Origin of the sequence: Streptomyces smyrnaeus (assembly GCF_017676345.1) — a bacterium.
Lineage (GTDB): Bacteria > Actinomycetota > Actinomycetes > Streptomycetales > Streptomycetaceae > Streptomyces > Streptomyces smyrnaeus.
Genome location: NZ_JAFFZM010000008.1, coordinates 14,004 through 32,019, shown reverse-complemented (window position 1 = coordinate 32,019; position 18,016 = coordinate 14,004). Strand labels below are relative to the sequence as shown.

Sequence of the window (18,016 nt, the reverse complement as noted above, 5' to 3'; positions counted from 1 at the left end):
CCGGGCGCCTGGCGGGACGTACCGGAGGGGTAGAAATCACTTCGCACACACGTTCTTGTCATTGGCACGGACCTTGTCGACCCCGGAAGGCGCCTTGTCGGGAGCGCCCGGTGACTTGCCCGGCTCGGAGAAGTCCTTGCCGAGCGTCAGCGTCATGCTCGATCCCGAGTCCTCGGTCTTCTTCAGCGCCGAGGCCGGCAGCTTGAGCATGTCCGCCAGCCTGGCCGCCTCACCCTCCTGCGACGGGGGGAACTCCAGCCGGGTCTTGGACAGCTGCTGCGCCGCGTTGCCGCCGGACGCCGCCTGCCCCACGCCCCTGTTGAGCAGCCAGTCCGCCGTTGTCGCCGCCGCACCCGAGGGGCCGCCGCCGTTCAGGATGGAGACGTTCACCTCGGAGGCCGGAGCCTTCTTCGCCTTCGGCTTGTCCGCCTTCTTCTTCTTGTTCTTCCCGGTCAGCGACTTGTCCTCGCGGACCATCTCGAACAGCGGCTCGGCCTTCTGGCGGTTGAGCACCACCGTGGCCGGGTCGTTCGGGTTGTCGACGACCGGGACCGTGGCGAAGGTGATGTTCTTGATGTTCACGCGCTTGAGGTCGTTCGCCAGGTCCATCAGCTTCTTGACGCTGCCGATCCCGGTGTCCACCGTCAGCGCCTTGGTCGCGGCGTTGCTCAGTTTGAACAGCTTGGAGGGGCTGGTCAGCGTGCCGCTGGACTTCATCTTGCGGATCATCGAGCTGAGGAACTGCTGCTGCAGCTTGATCCGGTCCAGGTCGCTGCCGAAGCCGACCGCGTGCCGGGTCCGTACGAATGCGAGGGCCTGCTCGCCCTCGACGACGTGCTTGCCCGCCTTCAGCTTCAGATGCGACTTGGGGTCGTTTATCGGCTTGCGTGTGCAGACCTCGACGCCGCCGATCGCCGTGGACAGCTCCTTGACGGCGTTGAAGTCCGCCATCATGAAGTGGTGGATCTGCACACCGGTCAGCTTCTCGACGGTGTCCCAGGTGCACTTCGGGTTCCGGTCCGCCTGGCCGAGGCTGGTGTTGAAGCGCACGCCCTGCTCACCCGGGATGATCTTCTTCTCGCCGTTCTCCAGCGTGGTCTCGCACTGGGGGATGTCGGTGATCATGTCGCGCGGGATGGAGAGCGCGGTGGCGTTGGAGCGGTCCTCGGAGACGTGGAAGAGGAGCGTGGTGTCCGCATGGCCGACACTGCCCTTGTCCCCGTAGCCGGTGTTCCCCTTGCCGGAGCGGGCGTCGGTGCCGATGACCAGGATGTTGACCGGACCGTCGGTGACGGCGGGGTTGTTCTCCCCCACGTCGATCTTGTTGATGTTGCCGTTGAGCTTCTGGTAGAGGACGGTGCCGGCGATGCAGCCCCCCACCAGGACGAGACCGACGACGCCGCCGCCGATGCGCAGCGCCTTCTGCTTGCCCGAGAGCTGCCGTTTGGCCTTTCTGCGCCCCCGGCCGCCGCCCCTGCCCGGCCCCTCCGCCGAGCCGGACCGCTCGGAGGCGCGGGCCCGCCGCTGGGCGGGAAGCTTGGCCTCGGCGCGCCGGGCCGAGCGTGAGCCGGGGCGGTCGGCCCGCTCACTCGCGCGTTCACCGGTACGGGAGCGCACACGATCCCCGGTGCGCCCCCCGGAACGCTCACCGGCGCCGGGCTCGGCAGGTGTGGAAGTGCGCTCATCGGGGGAAGAACTTCTCTGGCGCGGGGCGGAGGTGCGGCGGGAGCCGTACCGACTCTGCGAGTCGTCGGCGACGGGGTTCAGTCGCAGTTCGTAGCTGCCGGTGTTCGGGTTGAACACCCACTGATCCGCGGGATCGACATCTCCCGCGTGCCCACGGCCTTGCGCGTCCACGATTGCGTAAGTCCTCCATAGAACCGGCTGCTGATGCCGCCCCGGGGCCGACCGGAGCGCTCACACTATCCGGCAGGTTCTGCGGCTAGCGACGCTGGTGACAAATTCGGTGCACCCAGAAACGGTCAATTCGCCTCATTCCCAGCGTCATTCGTTCGCGCAGATGTCCACGTCTGCCGTTGTCCCGCGGTACGCCCCGTCCGGCTTCTCCTTTCCGTCGTTCTTCTCCGCGTTCTTGTCCCCGACGTGTACCGGGCGGTCCTCGCGCAGCTTGGTGAAGAGCTCGTCGGCGGCGGGCTGCACCAACTCGTCCCGATTGATGTCCAGTCTGTACGACTGCCGGGGCACCGTGAGAAATCGGATGTGCTCTTCGGGGATATCCCGCACGCTCCGCACCAGTTCGTACAGTTCGGAGAGGGAATCAAGACCGGAATCAGCGGTCAATGACGAGGTCGCCGCGTCCAGCACCGGATACGCCCGGGTGGGATTCAGCAGTACGCCGTTGCTGCGCACCTTCTTCACCAGAGATCCCAGGAATCTTTGCTGGCGCTCGATGCGCTGTGTATCGCTGCCGTTGCCCAGGCCGTGCCGGGCGCGGACGTATCCGAGGGCGTCCTCGCCGTTCAGCGTCTGCCGTCCGGCGGGCAGATCGAGCTTCGCCTCCCGGTCGTGCACCGGCTCCGCCAGGCAGACCTCCACCCCGTCCACCGCGTCCACCAGCTTCTTGAAGCCCTGGAAGTCCACGACCAGATGGTGATCCACGCGGATGTCGGTCATCTTCTCCACCGTGCGGATCGCACAGGCCGCGCCACCGGTCTGGAACGCCCAGTTGAACTGCGCGAACTGCGCCTGGCGGGATGAACCGTCCGGCCGCCGGCAGTCGGGGATGTCCACCATCAGGTCACGCGGTATCGACACCCCCGTCGCACTGCGCCCGTCGGCCGCTATGTGCAGCAAAATCGCCGTGTCCGAGCGCTGGCTGCCCTCGTCGCGGCCGTAGGCGCCGTTGCCGTCGCCGCGGTTGTCCGAGCCCAGGACGAGAATGTTGCGTGCTTTGCCCGCCGCCCGCACCGGAGTGGGGCGCTCCTTCTCGTACGGCGCCAGCGCCTGGGCGGTGTCCGAGTCGGTTCGGATGTTCCCGTCCAGCTTCCGGTAGAGGGACCAGCCGGTGGCCGCGACGGCCAGCACGAGGACCGAGGCCCCCAGGGCGCCCCAGCGCAGCCAGTGGCGCCTACGGGGGCGTACGGAAGCCGAACTGGACGCGCCGGGGTCGGCTTCGGTGGTGCCCGCTTCGGTCACGGCTGTTCATCCCTCGGGTGACGACGCCGGCGCACACGGAGTACAGGGCGTACACACGTACGGGTGCGCCGGTCATGAAGACAGACGCCCGAACCACTCGCAAGGTTGTACGGACCATCCGACTCACGCCGCGCACCGCCCTCCACCGACCCGCGACGTGGGCCATCCGCAGGCCCTGGATCGCGGTCCTCGCGCTCTTCAGTCGACGGTGTGCGTGACCCGCTCGTTCTCCTTGCGCTGGTCGAGCGAGGCGGCGTCCAGCCGCTCCAGCCGCGGCGCGAGCACCACCGAACCGCCTCCCGCCAGGGGCGCCAGCAACCCCGCGCTGACGCCCTCCCAGCCGTCGTACGGCAGTGCGGACAACAGCCGCCCACCGGGCCCCAGTCCGCGCGCGGCGGCGTCCGCCCGCGCCCGCTCCACCACCTGCGTACCCGTCAGCTCACTGCCGTCGGGAAGCGCCAGCGCGGGCGCGTCCGGGTCGACGGGGACATACGGTGCGAACTGGTCGCCCTGGCCCGGAACCTCCACCGCGTAGTCCACAAAACCCTCCGGCGGCTGCGGGAAGCGCCCGCCCATCGGGCGCAGGCTGAGCGCCACCCGGTCGCCGGAGCAGCCCCGGGCCGCCTCCAGCGTGTCCGGCCCGCTCACCACCAGATCGGCGCCCGAGGCGTCCCCGCCCAGATCGGCGACGACACCCACGGAGGAGCAGGCCAGCAGCCAGACGGCCGTCTGCCAGTGCACCGGCAGCAGCAGCGCGAGCCGGTCACCGGGCTCGGCCGAGAGCTCGTCCTGGAGGAGGTTCGCGGTCTTGGCCACCCAGTTGGCGAACGTCGCGACCGAGAGCTCGACACGTTCGCCCGTGGCGTCGTCGTAGTAGGTCACCAGGGGACGTGACGGGTCGTCGGACAGGGCGGTCCGCAGCAGGTCGGCGGGGGTGCGGTCTGAGTCGTTCATCCGCGCAAGCGTACGCCGGGCGCCCAGCTGGCGGTGCGTCAATAGACAGGAATGATCACATATGCCCATGATCATGGGTATGCGTGCCAATCTTGCTCAATCGATCGGTGTCGCGAGTGCGGCGGCCCTGCTGCTGCCGCTCGCTCCCCTCGCCACGGCAGCCGCGCTGTCCCCCTCCGCCCCGACCTCCCCGTCATCGCCGTCCTCGCGGTCCGCCGCCTCCTCCCCGGACGAGATCCCGGGCCACACCCAGTCGCTCTCCTTCGGTGACGCGGCAGCGGAGCCACCCGGCACCCGCGCCCCGGGCGAAGCGCGAACCTCGGTGCGGCTGGCCGCCCGAACGGTGCGCCCGTACTCGCTGCTCGGCGTCGTCTGGGACAGCGCCGACCAACCGCTCCCCGGGCGCGTCGAAGTCCGCACGCGTGACGCGGACACCGGCCGCTGGTCGGCGTGGCGGCAGTTGGACGTCCACCCCAGCGGCGCGGGGCGCACCGGAGAGGGCGCAGGGGCGCGCGGTGCGACGGCCCCGCTGTGGGTCGGTGCCTCCGACGGCGTCGAGGCCCGCGTACTGCTGGAGCGGACGGACGCCGACCCGGCGCTGCCGGAGGGGCTCCGTCTGGAACTGGTCGACCCGGGGCCGGGCGGGACGGCATCGGGCGAGACCGCCGACCCCTCGCAGGCGCCCGACGCGGCAGAGCCGGCAAAGCCCGCGGAGCCGACCCGGCGCCCCGGCGCCGACAAGGCCCCCGACCCGGGCCAGGTACCCGACCCGGACAAGGCGCCCGGAACCGGCTCGGAGCCCGGCACCGGCGCCGGGCCCGACACGGGCACCGAGACGGGACCCGGAACGGACACCGGAGCCGGAACGGATACGAGGCCTGGAGCTGACACAGGGCCCGGAACGGACACAAGACCCGGAACGGATCCGGGGGTCGGAACGGACACCGGAGCCGGAACGGACCCGGGAACCGGCGGGGGGACGGATGCCGGAGCCGAAGCCGGGGGTGCGGGCGGCCAGGCCGAGGCCGGCGCCGCCGTACTGCCCGCGCTCTCCAAGGAGGCGACCCGGAAGCAGTATCCGACCGCCGAGTCGTTCGTCGGTCCCCGCCCGCGCATCGTCACCCGTAAGGGCTGGGGCGCGGACGAGAAGCTCCGGGAGTCCGGTCACGCCTACACCAAGACGGTGAAGGCCGCCTTCGTGCACCACACCGCGATGACGAACCACTACAAGTGCGGCCAGGCACCCTCGATCATTCGTGCGATGTACCGCTACCACGTCAAGAGCAGCAAGTGGCGGGACATCGGCTACAACTTCCTCGTCGACAAGTGCGGCACCATCTACGAAGGCCGGGCCGGTGGCGTGGCCAAGCCCGTGATGGGGGCACACACCTACGGCTTCAACACCAACACCACGGGCATCGCCGTCCTCGGCTCCTACGACAAGACGGAGCCCTCCAAGCGTGCCGTCGACGCCATCGCCCGGCTCACCGGCTGGAAGCTGGGCCTGTTCGGAGTGGACCCGGCCGGCAAGACCTGGCTGAAGTCAGGCGGCGGAAAGTTCAAGAAGGGCCGGAAGATCAGATTCCATACGGTCTCCGGGCACAAGGACGGGTATGTCACCGAGTGTCCCGGCGCCCGCCTCTACGGCAAGCTCGGCGAGATCCGCACCGCTGCAGCCCGGCTGCAGGGCCGCTGACCGCCGGGCCGCCGACCGCCGGTGAACCGTCCGGCCGCCGAAGGCGTCTGCCGGGGACGGGCGCACAGGGCCGACCACGCGTCCGCAGGTGTCTGCATACACTGTCCGCCGACCACCCGAAGGGCGGTCGGCGGACCCCGGCAGGAAGCAGAGACAACAGGTGACAGAAGCGATCCTTCTGGTCGGGGGCAAGGGCACCCGGCTGCGTCCGCTCACGGTGAACACCCCCAAGCCCATGGTCCCCGCCGCCGGGGTGCCCTTCCTCAGCCACCAACTGGCCAGGGCCCGCGCCGCGGGTGTCGACCATGTGGTGATGGCCACCTCCTACCTGGCCGAGGTCTTCGAGCCGTACTTCGGGGACGGGTCCCAGTGGGGGCTGCATCTGGAGTACGTCACCGAGGAGGAGCCGCTCGGTACCGGCGGCGCCATCCGCAACGTCGCCTCCCGGCTCCACTCGCGCCCCGACGAGCCGGTGCTCGTCTTCAACGGCGACATCCTCTCCGGCCTCGACATCCGCGCCCTGGTCGACCAGCACACCCGGGCCGACGCCGACGTCTCGCTGCATCTGACGCGGGTCAGTGACCCGCGTGCCTTCGGGCTCGTCCCCACGGACAGCACCGGACGCGTGACTGCGTTCCTGGAGAAGCCGCAGACGCCCGAGGAGATCGTCACCGATCAGATCAACGCGGGCGCCTACGTCTTCACCCGTTCCGTCATCGACACCATCCCCGCCGGGCGGCCCGTCTCGGTGGAGCGGGAGACCTTCCCCGGACTGCTGGCGGCCGGGGCCGAGCTGCACGGCATGGTCGACTCGACCTACTGGCTCGACCTGGGCACCCCGGAGTCCTTCGTCCGCGGCTCCGCCGACCTCGTACTGGGCCGTGCCCCCTCGCCCGCCGTACCGGGCAGATGCGGGGAGCGGCTGATACTGGAGAGAGCAGCAGTGGCGCGGGACGCGAAGCTCACCGGTGGCACCGTCGCCGGGGCGGGAGCCGAGGTCGGAGCCGGTGCCCGGATCGACGGCAGCGCACTGTTGGACGGTGCGGTAGTGGCACCCGGAGCGCGCATCAGGGACTCACTGATCGGCGCCGGTGCCCGCATCGGCGCCGACACCGTGCTGGACGGCGCGGTCATCGGTGACGGCGCCGTCATCGGCGAGGGCAACGAACTGCGCGGCGGCATCCGGGTGTGGTGCCACGCCCGCATCCCGGCCGGTGCGGTGCGCTTCTCCTCCGACCGCTAGCCGCCCCCGGCGACCGGGCGGCCTGCTGTCAGAGCCGGGCCGTACGCTTGCTGCCCGTGTCACTGACCCGTTCCTGGACCCCGCCGGGCCCGTACGACCTGCACAGCAACCTCCGCGTGCTGCGCCGCGGGCCGCACGACCCGACGTACCGCACCGAGGGCGGCACGATCTGGCGCGGCACCCGCACTCCGGACGGTCCGGCGACGCTCGGCGTGTGCGTACGGCGCGGTGGAACGCACGGCGTCGTGTGCGCCCAGGCATGGGGGCCGGGCGCGGAGTGGCTGCTGGACGGACTGCCCGCACTGCTCGGCGCCCACGACGACCCGGACGCCTTCGTCCCGCACCACGACATCACTCACGAGGCGCACCGCCGCAACCCCGGGCTGCGCCTCATCCGCACGGGACGGGTGCTGGAAGCGCTGATCCCCACTGTCCTGGAGCAGAAGATCACCACCGATGAGGCGTACCGCGCCTGGCGGCTGCTCGTCCGCCGGTTCGGCGAGCGCGCCCCGGGACCGCACCCCGACCTGTGGGTGATGCCGCACCCGCGCGACTGGCTGCGCATCCCCTCCTGGGAGTGGCACCGCGCCGGTGTCGACCAGAAGCGCTCCGCCGCCATCCTGCGCGCCCTGCAACGGGCCGGCCGGATGGAGGAGGCGGCACACATGGATCTCGACGCCGCGCTGGCCCGTCTCCAGGCCATCCCCGGTATCGGTCCCTGGACGGCGGCCGAGGTGCTGCAGCGCTCGAACGGGGAGCCGGACGCCGTCACGGTCGGGGATCTGCATCTGCCGCGCCTGGTCGGCTACGCGCTCACCGGCGCACGGGGCACCGACGACGACGGCATGCTGGAGTTGCTGGCCCCCTACGAGGGGCAGCGGCACCGCGCCTCCCGTCTCATCCTGCTGGGCGGCCCGCGCATGCCACGCCGTCAGCCCCGCTTCCCGGTGGGGAACATAGCCCCGCTGTAGGGGTGCCCGGCGCTCCCGCTCACCGCTCGACGACGAAGTCGGCGGCGGAGCGCGCCGGGCGCTCCCGGGGCGGGGCCGCCGGGTGGCCGATGGCGACCGCCCCCATCGGGTCCCAGTCCGCCGGCAGCTCCAGCACCTCGCGCACCACCTCGCGGCAGAACATGGTGGAGGAGATCCACGCCGAGCCCAGTCGCTCTCCGGCCAGCGCGACGAGGAAGTTCTGGATGCCCGCGCCCGTCGCCACCACGAACATCTCCCGCTCGGCCGCGTTCCGGCGCTCGTCTGGGTAGGTGTGCGAGCCGTCCATGACCAGGCAGGGGACGGCCAGGCAGGGGGCGTTGCGCAGCACGTCGCCGCGCTTGACCCGCTTGGCGATGCTCTGTTCGCTCTTGCGGTCGCCGCGCAGGTCCTCGATCCAGGCGTCCCGCATGGCGTCCAGCAGCCGGGTGCGGGACTCGGCGCTCTCCAGCAGCACGAACCGCCACGGTGTGGTGTGGTGCGGGGCGGGCGCGGTCACCGCGGCGGCGACCGCACGCCGTACGGCCTGCCCGTCCACCGGCTCCGCGGTGAACTCCCGTACGGTCCGCCGCAGGGTCACCGCCTCGCGTACGGCCTCCGAGGTGCCCAGCCGGAACATGTCGTTGGCGGCGTCGCGCACCAGCGCCCGCGCCCCGCCGCCGTCGGCTGCCGCGCCGCCGTCGGGGGCCGCGCCGCCGTCGGGGGCCGCGCCGTCCGCGTGGTCGTGGCCCTGCCGCGCCGCGGGCAGCACATGGTGGGCCAGTCCGCGCACCACCGACACCGGCAGCCCGCTCGCCTTGCCCTTGACCAGCTCACCGGCCGCCGCGAGTTCGTCCCCGACGGCGGTGACGGTCACCCCCAGCGGATTGCCGTACATGTCGAAACTGCCGCGCAGATCGTCCAGCACCCGCACCCCGGCGGCGCCGATCGCCACATCGGTCTGCCCCTCGCGCCAGGGCCGGCCGAAGGTGTCGGTGACGACGACGCCGACGGTGAGCCCGAGCGCCTTCCGTACCCCGTCCCGCACCTGCCGGGCCGCCGCGTCCGGGTCCTCGGGCAGCAGCAGCACCGTGCCCTTGGGGGTGTTGGAGGCGTCGACCCCGGCAGCCGCCATCACGAAACCGTGCCGGGACTCCACGATGCGGGCGGCGCCGCGCCGGGCGACGACGCGTACGGTCTCGGCGTCGATGGCGGCCTCGCGGTCGTCCGCCTGCACGATGCGGCCCTCGGCCTTGCTGACGATCTTCGAGGTGACGACCAGCACATCACCGTCGACCAGCCCTCGTCCGCCGGGGGCAGCGGCGGCGGCCAGGATGAGTTCGACCAGGTCGTCGCCGGGCCGCACCTCCGGGATACCGGGCAGCGACCACACCTCGTACGAGCTGCCCTGCGCCGCCTCCGCGTACTGCGCCGCCTCCGCGTACTGCGCCGGCTCCGCGTTCCGTGCCGTCTCCGGGGGGCCGGCGGCCGGGTCCTTCGGGGTGTCGGCCGGGTCCGTCGTTCCCGTGGTCACCGCCGCCGTCACGCCCGTACCTCCTCGGCCAGCTCCAGCGCCTGCCGCGCCATCTGGGCCGTGGCCTCCTCGTCGCGCATCAGCAGCGGAACGGCACGGCAGCGGATGCCCGCCTCCTCGACGGTCTGCACGGCGCCCGCGTCCACGGTGTCGACCAGCCAGCCGTCCAGCAGCCCCGAGCCGTAGTGCGCGGCGACCGCGGCAGCGGTGGTCTCGACGCCGACGGCCGACAGCACCTTGTCCGCCATCCCCCGGACCGGTGCGTCCCCGACGATGGGCGACAGGCCGACGACGGGTACGCCCGCGTCGGCGATGGCCTCCCGGATGCCGGGCACGGCAAGGATCGTGCCGACGCTGACGACCGGGTTGGACGGCGGGAAGAGAATGGTGTCCGCCTCGGCGATGGCCTCCAGGACGCCCGGCGCCGGCTTCGCGGCGTCGGCGCCGACGGGCACCACGGCGTGCGCGTCCACGGAGGCGCGCAGCCGCACCCAGTACTCCTGGAAGTGCACCGCCTTGCGACCGCCCCGGCCGCCCGCGGTGTCCGTGTCGCCCTGGCCGTCCTCGGCGTCCGGGTCGTCGATCAGCACATGCGTCTCGACCCGGTCGTCCGTCATCGGCAGCAGCCGCACCCCGGGCTGCCAGCGCGCGCACAGTGCCTCGGTGACGGCGCTGAGCGGATACCCCGCGGAGATCATCTGGGTGCGGACGATATGGGTGGCGAAGTCGCGGTCGCCGAGTCCGAACCACTCCGGGCCCACGCCGTAGGCGGCCAGTTCCTCCTTCACGGTGAAGGTCTCCTCGGCCCGGCCCCAGCCCTGTTCCTCGTGGATGCCCCCGCCCAGGGTGTACATCACGGTGTCGAGGTCGGGACAGACCTTCAGGCCGAACAGATGGATGTCGTCACCGGTGTTGCCGACGACGGTGATCTCCGCGTCGGGCACCGCGGACCTGAGCCCGCGCAGAAAGCGGGCACCGCCGATGCCCCCGGCCAGAACCACAATGCGCTGCATGGGCACCAGTCTCGCAGCCCGGTGCTCGGCCCCGACATCAGGTCCGTGGCCCCGGCACGGGTGGCACGGCGTCAGGCCAGGGCCTCGTGGGTGGCATCGCGTGTGGTGGCGGGGCCGATGGAGCAGTGCTGCGGCATCTCGGTCAGCCCGGGTGCGTAGATGTGCACACTCACGACGGGTTCCAGCCCGTCGTTGACCACTTCGTGCACATATCCGGGAGCGAAGACCCGCACCGTTCCGGCGTCGAGCACACGTTTGGCTTCGCCGTGTTCGGTCAACTCGCCCTCGAGTACGCCGAACACGCCGAACGAACGCCCGTGGTCGTGTCGTCCACTGCCCTGCCCGGGCAGCCAGCTGAGCAGCCACACCTCGTAGCCGGGGCCGGTGCGCAGCCGGTGGTACCAGCGCAGGGTCGGGTCGTAGCGCACCAGCGGCGCCCAGGCGGCGCGGTCGGCGGCGAGCTCGCGGATGAGCCCGGCGAAGTCCGCGACGGTGACGGGATGAGCGGGGGCCGGGGGGAGGAGATGCGGAATGGCGAGCAGGTCGCCCGCGATTTCCAGGTCGCTGTTCACGTTCGGGGATGCCTTCGTCGGAGGGCCGGCCGGGGGCCGGACGGGAGCAGGGAGGGGCCGCTCCGGTGGGGGAGCGGGCACGGCACAGGGCGGGGGCGGGCGTGTCGAGAGGTACGGAAGGACGCGGCGCGCGACACGTTCAGCCGGAGCGGGTGCTCGACGGCGGGACTGCCGGCGTCCGGCTCAGACCGAGCCGGTCCTCAACAGCGGCACGAGCCGGACCTCAGCGGCAACAGCGCGCGTTACACCCACGCGGACAGCGACAGCGGCGGGGCTCCAGGACATGAGAGGCGGCGCGGGGGAGCACGGGCGCACCCCCGGCAGACCGCGCGGCGAGGGGGCCGCGGGTCGTACGGGTCTCAGAGGTCACTGCCATGCGCTCCAGAACAGCGCCCCCGTGCCCCAGGTGTCAACCTGTTGTCGCGTTTGTGGTGAATGTTTCATCCCTTCCGGTCCCCATGGCTGGCGAAAGGTTTGTGCCGTCCCGGGCGGGAGAGGTGGCGCCCGAGACCTGCCTGTACGCCGTTGCACTTCCGTGATCAGAGTGTGATCAGGGCCATCCGGGCGGTGGTGCGGAACGTGATCGCAGGTCATCGCGTTCTGCATACAGGAGTCGGGCAAAACGCCCCGGCTCCAGGCGCGAGTGTCATATTTCGTAGTGATTTGAACACTTACTGCGAAGGCTTGGTTCCGCCGGGTGAATAACGGGCTCAATAGCAGATCTCGGCTTGACTGCCCCGGATCGGCACACTTGTAATTTCACTCGTGTCGTTCAAGAGGGTTCGATAACGACAGCATCACGGGGTCGAAGAGACGGATCGAGGGGCGCACATGACCGAGCTGTTCCAACAACTGCTCGTCGAAGAGGCGGACGAGGAGCTGGGCTGGCAGGAGCGCGCCTTGTGCGCTCAGACCGACCCTGAGTCGTTCTTCCCCGAGAAGGGCGGATCCACCCGCGAGGCGAAAAAAGTCTGCCTTGCGTGTGAAGTCCGCTCCGAATGCCTCGAATACGCCCTCGCCAATGACGAGCGTTTCGGTATTTGGGGTGGCCTGTCCGAACGAGAACGGCGCCGCCTGAAGAAAGCCGCTGTCTGACCTGGTCCCTACCGGACAGGGTCGGCCGGCCGCAGCTCAGCACGGCCCCGGCAACCCGAGCCGTGCCCCCGCACCGCTCACCGGGCAACCAGGAGCCCGCCCGGGACAGTTGCGACGGAGCGCCGGACCCGTGAGGACGAGCCGTTAGTGTGGGGCCGTCCGCGACGCACCACCCTGCCAAGGGCGTGCGTTCACCGCTCCGATACGCGTCTTCCGGGGGCTTGCAGCCGACCGCGGCACCGCCGCGAGGCCCCGGCACCCCGGGGAGGGCCCCTACCTCGATGTCCGTGCACAGCCATATGGCGGCCCACTACGAAGCGGCCGCAGCAGGGTTGGCCACCTTGGAGCCGCCCGAGTTCCCCCGGCACGTCGTCACCGCCGTCATCGTCGCCCACGACGGCGCCCGCTGGCTTCCCGAGGCGCTGAGCGGGCTGCTGGAGCAGAACCGCCCGGTCCAGAACATCGTCGCGGCCGACACCGGCAGCGCGGACAACTCGGCACAGCTGCTGACCGAAGCGCTCGGCGCCGAGCGCGTGCTGCACATGGCGCGACGCACCGGCTTCGGCACCGCCGTCGAGGAGGCCGCCCGCGCAGCGCGCTGGCTCACCCCCGACGACCTGCCGTACCTCAAGCGGCCCAGCGGCTGGGACCCGGTCAACCGCACCTGGCGCGACGACGCCTACGACATGCCGGAACTGCCCTACGGAGAGCCGGTGCAGTGGCTGTGGCTGCTGCACGACGACTGCGCACCTGAGCCGGACACCCTCGCGCAACTGCTGCGCGTCGTCGACGCCGACCCGTCGGTCACCGTCACCGGGCCCAAGCTGCGCAGCTGGTACGACCACCGGCAGCTGCTGGAGGCCGGGGTCTCCATCGCCCACAGCGGCCGGCGCTGGACAGGCATCGAACGCCGCGAGCAGGACCAGGGCCAGCACGACCAGGTGCGCCCGGTACTGGCCGTCTCCACCGCCGGCATGCTCATCCGCCGCGACGTCTTCGACCAGCTCGGCGGGTTCGACCGCCGACTCCCCCTGATGCGCGACGACATCGACCTGTGCTGGCGCGCCCAGGCCGCCGGGCACCGGGTGCTGACCGCGCCGGAAGCCGTGATGCGGCACGCCGAGGCGGCCTCACGGGAACGCCGCCCCGTCGACTGCGTCGGCCGCGCCAGCCGCGGCGCCAGCCCGCACCGGGTCGACAAGGCGGGTGCCGTCTACACACTGCTCGCCAACATGCCGGGCGCACTGCTGCCATGGGTACTGCTGCGCCTCGTCGTCGGCACACTGCTGCGCACCCTCGCCTACCTCGTCGGCAAGGTCCCCGGACAGGCTCTGGACGAGATCGCCGGACTGTCCGGCACCCTGCTGCGCGGCGGAAGCGTCCTGACCGCACGCCGCAGGCGGGGCAGACCCGCCGTGACGCACAAGGAGCTGCGCCCCCTCTTCCCGCCGCCCGGAGCCACCCTGCGGGCCACCCTGGAACAGGTCACCAGCAATTTCACCGGCCGCTCCGAGCCCGATTCGTCCGCCGGAGGCCGGCACGGCGCCGTCGAATCCGGCCCGGGGGACGAGGACGCGGACTTCCTGGAGGTCGAACAGTTCGCGCGCCTCAAACGGCTCGCGCACAAGCCGGGTCCCGTCCTGTTCGCCGTACTGCTCGTCGTCTCCCTGGTGGCCTGCCGGGCACTGCTCGGCGGTGGCTCCCTGGCCGGAGGCGCGCTGCTGCCCGCCCCTGACGGCGTGTCGGGCCTGTGGGCACGGTACGCGGAGGGCTGGCATCCGGTCGGCACGGGCGGCACCGAGTCGGCGCCGCCCTATCTGGCCGTCCTCGCCACGTTCGCCACGCTGCTGTTCGGCAGCACGGGCCTGGCGCTGACGCTGCTGCTGGTGTGCTCGGTCCCGCTCGCCGGTGTCACCGCCTACTTCGCCTCCCGGCCGCTGGTCGACTCCCGTCTGCTGCGCGCCTGGGGAAGCGTCGCCTACGCCTTCCTGCCCGCCGCCACCGGTGCACTCGCCCAGGGCCGCATCGGCACCGCCGTGCTCGCCGTACTGCTGCCCCTGCTGGCACGCGCCGCGGTGGCGGCCGGCGGGCTGCGCGGAAAGAGCGGCTGGCGTTCGGCGTGGGCGTACGCGCTGCTGCTGACCCTCACCATGGCATTCACCCCTGTCGTGTGGCCGCTCGCCGCCGTGCTGGCACTCGCGGTGCTCGCGGTGCGCCGGGCGGAAGGCGCCTCCCTCGGTGCGCTCCTGGCCCGGCAGGCCGCCGTCCTGGTGACACCACTGGTGCTGCTCGCGCCCTGGTCGCTGTCGCTGTTCACCCAGCCCGACCAGTTCTTCTCCGAGGCGGGCCTGGAGTACGGCACGGGTGCGGCCTCCGCCCTCGATCTGCTGACCCTCTCGCCCGGTGGCCCCGGCACGACGGACGGGCTGTTCCTGGTCGGCCTGGTGTCGGCCGGACTCGCGGCACTGCTGCGCACCGAGCGCCAGCTGGCCGTACGGTCCGCATGGGTCGCCGCACTGGCCGGACTGCTGGCGGCGGCACTGTCCAACGGTTCCGCCTGGGCCGGGCCCGCCACGCTCGTCTACGGCCTCGCGCTGCTGTGCGCCGCCGCCGTAGGTGCCGAGGGCGCCAAGGAACGCGTCGCGGCACAGAGCTTCGGCTGGCGGCAGCCCGTGGCCGCACTGATCGCCGCAGCCTGTGTACTGGCACCGCTGGTGGCCGCCGCCGGCTGGATGGTGCGCGGCGCCGACGGACCGCTCTCGCGGCGCGACCCGGTGCAGGTGCCGGCCTTCGTCGCGGAGGAGAGCACCACCAGCGACCAGGCCCGCACCCTGGTGCTCGACCAGCCCGAGGGCGCCTCGAACGTCACCTACACGCTGGCGCGCGGCTCCGGCGCCCGGCTGGGGGACGCCGAACTCGCGGCGGCCGACGGGGACGACACGCGTCTGGACGACGTGGTCTCCAACCTCGTCGCGGGCTCCGGCGCCGATCAGTCCAGCCAACTGGGCGGTTACGCCGTCCGGTACGTCCTGCTGCGCGACGGCGCCTCACGCGAGACGAGCCGCACCCTGGACGCGACGCCGGGCCTGACCCGGCTCAGCCAGGCGGACGGCAGCGCACTGTGGCGCGTCGACCGTCAGGTCTCCCGCGTCTCCATCGTCCCCGGTGAGCAGGAGGACGGCGCGGGCGGTGCGGTGACCGCCCCGGTCGCCGTTCCCGCCGGTCCGGTGGAGTCGCACGCGACACTGCCGTCCGGCCCGTCGGGTCGGGTGCTGCGGCTCGCGGACCGGGCCGACAGCGGTTGGCAGGCCACGCTCGACGGCAGCCCGCTCAAGAGCGTCACGGTCGACGGCTGGGCGCAGGGCTTCGAACTGCCCGCCGAGGGCGGCAAGCTGGACCTCGGCCACGAGACCCCGCTCACCCACACGGTCTGGGTCTGGACGCAGGGCTTCCTCCTGCTGGTCGTCCTCGTCCTGGCACTGCCGGGCCGTCGGCGCGACGTGGACGACGACCTCCCGGACGCCCCGGTGGAACCCGACCTGTCCGCCGCCGGTGACGGCCGCAGGGCCCGCAGGCTCCGCGCTGCCGCCGAGGCCGCCCAGGCGCCGCCCGAGCAGTCCCCGCAGGAGCCGGTGCCGCCGCAGGCGCCGCCCTCCCCGCAGGACGTGCCCGCACAGCCGGACCACGACCCCTACGGTCAGCAGCCCTACGTCCCGCAGCAGCAGCCGTACGACGCCGGCGGGCAGGGGCACGGCCAGGGGCCGTACGAGCAGCCGGCCTACGACGCCTACGGCCGGCCGACCTACGGCCAGGTTCCGCAGCAGCAGTCGTACGACCAGCAGTACGGCCAGCAGTTCGACCAGCAGCAGTACGACCAGCAGTACGAGCCGCAGCAGTACGACCAGCAGTCGTATCAGCAGCAGCCGTACCAGCAGCCGCCCTACGACCCGCAGTCCGCGTACGACCCGCAGTCCACGTACGACGCGTACCAGCAGCAGGTCTCCTACGAGGAGTGGCAGGCCCAGCAGTACGCGGCCCAGCAGCATGCCGACCCCTACGGCTACCAGCAGGGCTACGAGGGCACAGGGGCGCGCCAGCCCGACGGCTACGACAGCAGGTACGGCAACGGCAACGGGAGCGAGCAGCAGTGAACCGCACAGTCCTCAGCTTCGGCGCCGTCGCTGTCGCGCTCGCCGCGGTGACCGGGGTCGCCGCACTCTCCGCCCCGGACGAGGCGGCGCAGGGCGGGGAGAGCGCCAAGCCGGCCGCTCACAAGCCCGTGGAGCGCTCCACACTGGTCTGCCCGCGGCCGAGTGCCTCCGATGTCGCGGAGACCTCCTACGAGGCGTTCACGCCCAAGGGCGGCACCGGCAAGAAGGGCAGCGCTGCGCTGTACCCCGCCGAGCTCGTCGAGACGGGCACGCCGCAGAGCCCCGACGACGAGGGGGGCGAGAAAGACAAGAATGACAAGGAAGGCAAGGGGGAGAAGGACGGCAAGGACGACAAGGGCGGCGAGAAGGGCGACAAGGGGAGCGGAAAGCCCTTCCTGCGTCTCAGCAGCCCTGGCACGCCCGTGACCGCTGACACGCAGGACCCGAAGGCGCCCGCGCTGACCGGCACGGCAGACGGCCCCTTCGCGCCCGGCTGGACGGTGCAGCAGACCACGAGTATCGGCGCCGGCGCGGGCCGCGGTCTGCAGGGCACCTCCTGCACGGCACCCGACACCTCGTTCTGGTTCCCCGGCGCCAGCACGGCCGAGGACCGACAGGACTACGTCCACCTCACCAACCCGGACAGCACCAGCGCGGTCGTCGATCTGGACGTGTACGGCAAGAAGGGCAAGGAGAAGGCCGGTGCGGGCGCCGGAGAGGCCATCACCGTTCCGCCGCACTCCACCGTCCCGGTCCTGCTGTCCACCCTGACCGCCGAACCGGTCACCAATGTGACGCTGCGCGTCACCGCGCGGTCCGGCCGGGTGGGCGCGCAAGTACAGGCGTCCGACCGCGAATTGGGCGGCGACTGGCTGCCGCCCGCAACCGCCCCGAGCCCCCGCCTGGTGCTGCCCGGCATCCCCGAGGACGCGAGCTCCGTCCGGCTGTCCGTCTTCGCCCCCGGGGACGAGGACGCCGACCTCAAGGTGAAGCTCGCGGGGCGGAACGGGCTGATCAGTCCGGCGGGCCATGAGTCCCTCCATGTGAAGGCGGGCATGGTCACCACCGTCGACCTCAAGGACCTCACCAAGGGCGAGGCCGGCTCGCTGGTGCTCTCCCCGGCCGAGGGCGGCGCCGACGCCCCCGACGTGGTGGCGGCGGCGCGGGTCCTGCGCGGCAAGGGCGACAAGCAGGAGACGGCGTTCATCCCCGCGACGGCGCCGGTGCACAAGCGGGCCACTGCCGCGGGCAACACGGCGACCGGCTCCACCCTGGCGCTGACCGCTCCGGAGACCGGGGTGAAGGTTCGGGTGACCGCTTCGCCGGGCAGCGACGGCGGCAGCCCCAAGAGCACCACCGTCACGGTCAAGGCCCACACCACCAAAGCGTTCACCCCACCGCGGCCCACCGGCAGCAAGGGCACCTACGCGGTGACGGTGGAGCGGCTTTCGGGCGGCCCGCTGTACGCCTCCCGCACGCTGGAGGACGAACAGTCCGGACTTCCGGCCTTCACCGTGCAGACGCTTCCGGACGACAGGAGCACGGTCGCGGTCCCCGGGTCGGAGCAGGATCTTTCGGTGCTGAACGACGAGAACTGAGCCGCACGTGTGCCAGGCGCTCGTGCCCACCGGTGG

At 71.8% G+C, this 18,016-nt stretch carries 12 protein-coding genes; 6 read left to right on the top strand and 6 right to left on the bottom strand.

All coding sequences use genetic code 11. From position 1 onward, the window contains the following. Positions 1 to 36: 36 nt before the first annotated feature. The 3 genes from JW613_RS14650 to JW613_RS14640 form a co-directional block, all read right to left on the bottom strand. The gene (locus tag JW613_RS14650; protein WP_209211267.1) at positions 37 to 1,857 is read right to left on the bottom strand and encodes an LCP family protein; all 1,821 of its coding nucleotides are present in this window, start codon (positions 1,855 to 1,857) and stop codon (positions 37 to 39) included. 147 nt (positions 1,858 to 2,004) lie between these two features. Next, the gene (locus JW613_RS14645; RefSeq protein WP_209211266.1) at positions 2,005 to 3,156 is read right to left on the bottom strand and encodes an LCP family protein; all 1,152 of its coding nucleotides are present in this window, start codon (positions 3,154 to 3,156) and stop codon (positions 2,005 to 2,007) included. A gap of 198 nt (positions 3,157 to 3,354) precedes the next feature. Beyond that, entirely contained in the window at positions 3,355 to 4,110 is a 756-nt protein-coding gene (locus tag JW613_RS14640) for a TIGR03089 family protein (RefSeq protein WP_209211265.1), read from the bottom strand. Between the two features lie 79 nt (positions 4,111 to 4,189). Between JW613_RS14640 and JW613_RS14635 the strand changes: the two genes are divergently transcribed. From JW613_RS14635 to JW613_RS14625, 3 genes are all read left to right on the top strand, one after another. Then, positions 4,190 to 5,806, top strand: coding sequence for an N-acetylmuramoyl-L-alanine amidase (locus JW613_RS14635; protein WP_245225688.1), 1,617 nt, complete (start codon positions 4,190 to 4,192; stop codon positions 5,804 to 5,806). 160 nt (positions 5,807 to 5,966) lie between these two features. Continuing rightward, complete coding sequence (gene manB, locus JW613_RS14630) at positions 5,967 to 7,049, top strand: mannose-1-phosphate guanylyltransferase (RefSeq protein WP_209211263.1); 1,083 nt, start codon at positions 5,967 to 5,969, stop codon at positions 7,047 to 7,049. Between the two features lie 56 nt (positions 7,050 to 7,105). After that, entirely contained in the window at positions 7,106 to 8,020 is a 915-nt protein-coding gene (locus JW613_RS14625) for a DNA-3-methyladenine glycosylase family protein (RefSeq protein ID WP_209211262.1), read from the top strand. 19 nt (positions 8,021 to 8,039) lie between these two features. Here the strand turns inward: JW613_RS14625 and JW613_RS14620 are convergent, their stop codons facing one another. The 3 genes from JW613_RS14620 to JW613_RS14610 all read right to left on the bottom strand — a co-directional run bounded on the left by JW613_RS14620 (position 8,040) and on the right by JW613_RS14610 (position 11,136). Continuing rightward, positions 8,040 to 9,410, bottom strand: a complete 1,371-nt coding sequence (locus tag JW613_RS14620) for a coenzyme F420-0:L-glutamate ligase (protein WP_307865915.1) — start codon at positions 9,408 to 9,410, stop codon at positions 8,040 to 8,042. A gap of 149 nt (positions 9,411 to 9,559) precedes the next feature. Continuing rightward, positions 9,560 to 10,564, bottom strand: coding sequence for a 2-phospho-L-lactate transferase (cofD, locus tag JW613_RS14615; RefSeq protein ID WP_209211261.1), 1,005 nt, complete (start codon positions 10,562 to 10,564; stop codon positions 9,560 to 9,562). Positions 10,565 to 10,635: 71 nt separating this feature from the next. Then, positions 10,636 to 11,136 (bottom strand): cysteine dioxygenase, encoded by a 501-nt coding sequence (locus JW613_RS14610; protein ID WP_209211260.1) that lies wholly within the window; start codon positions 11,134 to 11,136, stop codon positions 10,636 to 10,638. A gap of 831 nt (positions 11,137 to 11,967) precedes the next feature. Here JW613_RS14610 and JW613_RS14605 point away from each other — a divergent pair. The 3 genes from JW613_RS14605 to JW613_RS14595 all read left to right on the top strand — a co-directional run bounded on the left by JW613_RS14605 (position 11,968) and on the right by JW613_RS14595 (position 17,980). Further along, positions 11,968 to 12,231 (top strand): WhiB family transcriptional regulator, encoded by a 264-nt coding sequence (locus tag JW613_RS14605; protein ID WP_004952403.1) that lies wholly within the window; start codon positions 11,968 to 11,970, stop codon positions 12,229 to 12,231. 281 nt (positions 12,232 to 12,512) lie between these two features. After that, on the top strand, positions 12,513 to 16,382 hold the full coding sequence (locus JW613_RS14600; protein WP_209211259.1) for a glycosyltransferase family 2 protein: 3,870 nt from the start codon (positions 12,513 to 12,515) through the stop codon (positions 16,380 to 16,382). Next, positions 16,379 to 17,980 carry a DUF5719 family protein gene (locus JW613_RS14595; RefSeq protein ID WP_209211258.1) on the top strand — a complete coding sequence of 534 codons (1,602 nt, stop codon included), beginning with the start codon at positions 16,379 to 16,381 and terminating at the stop codon, positions 17,978 to 17,980. Before JW613_RS14600 ends, JW613_RS14595 begins: the two co-directional genes overlap by 4 nt. Positions 17,981 to 18,016 lie beyond the last annotated feature (36 nt).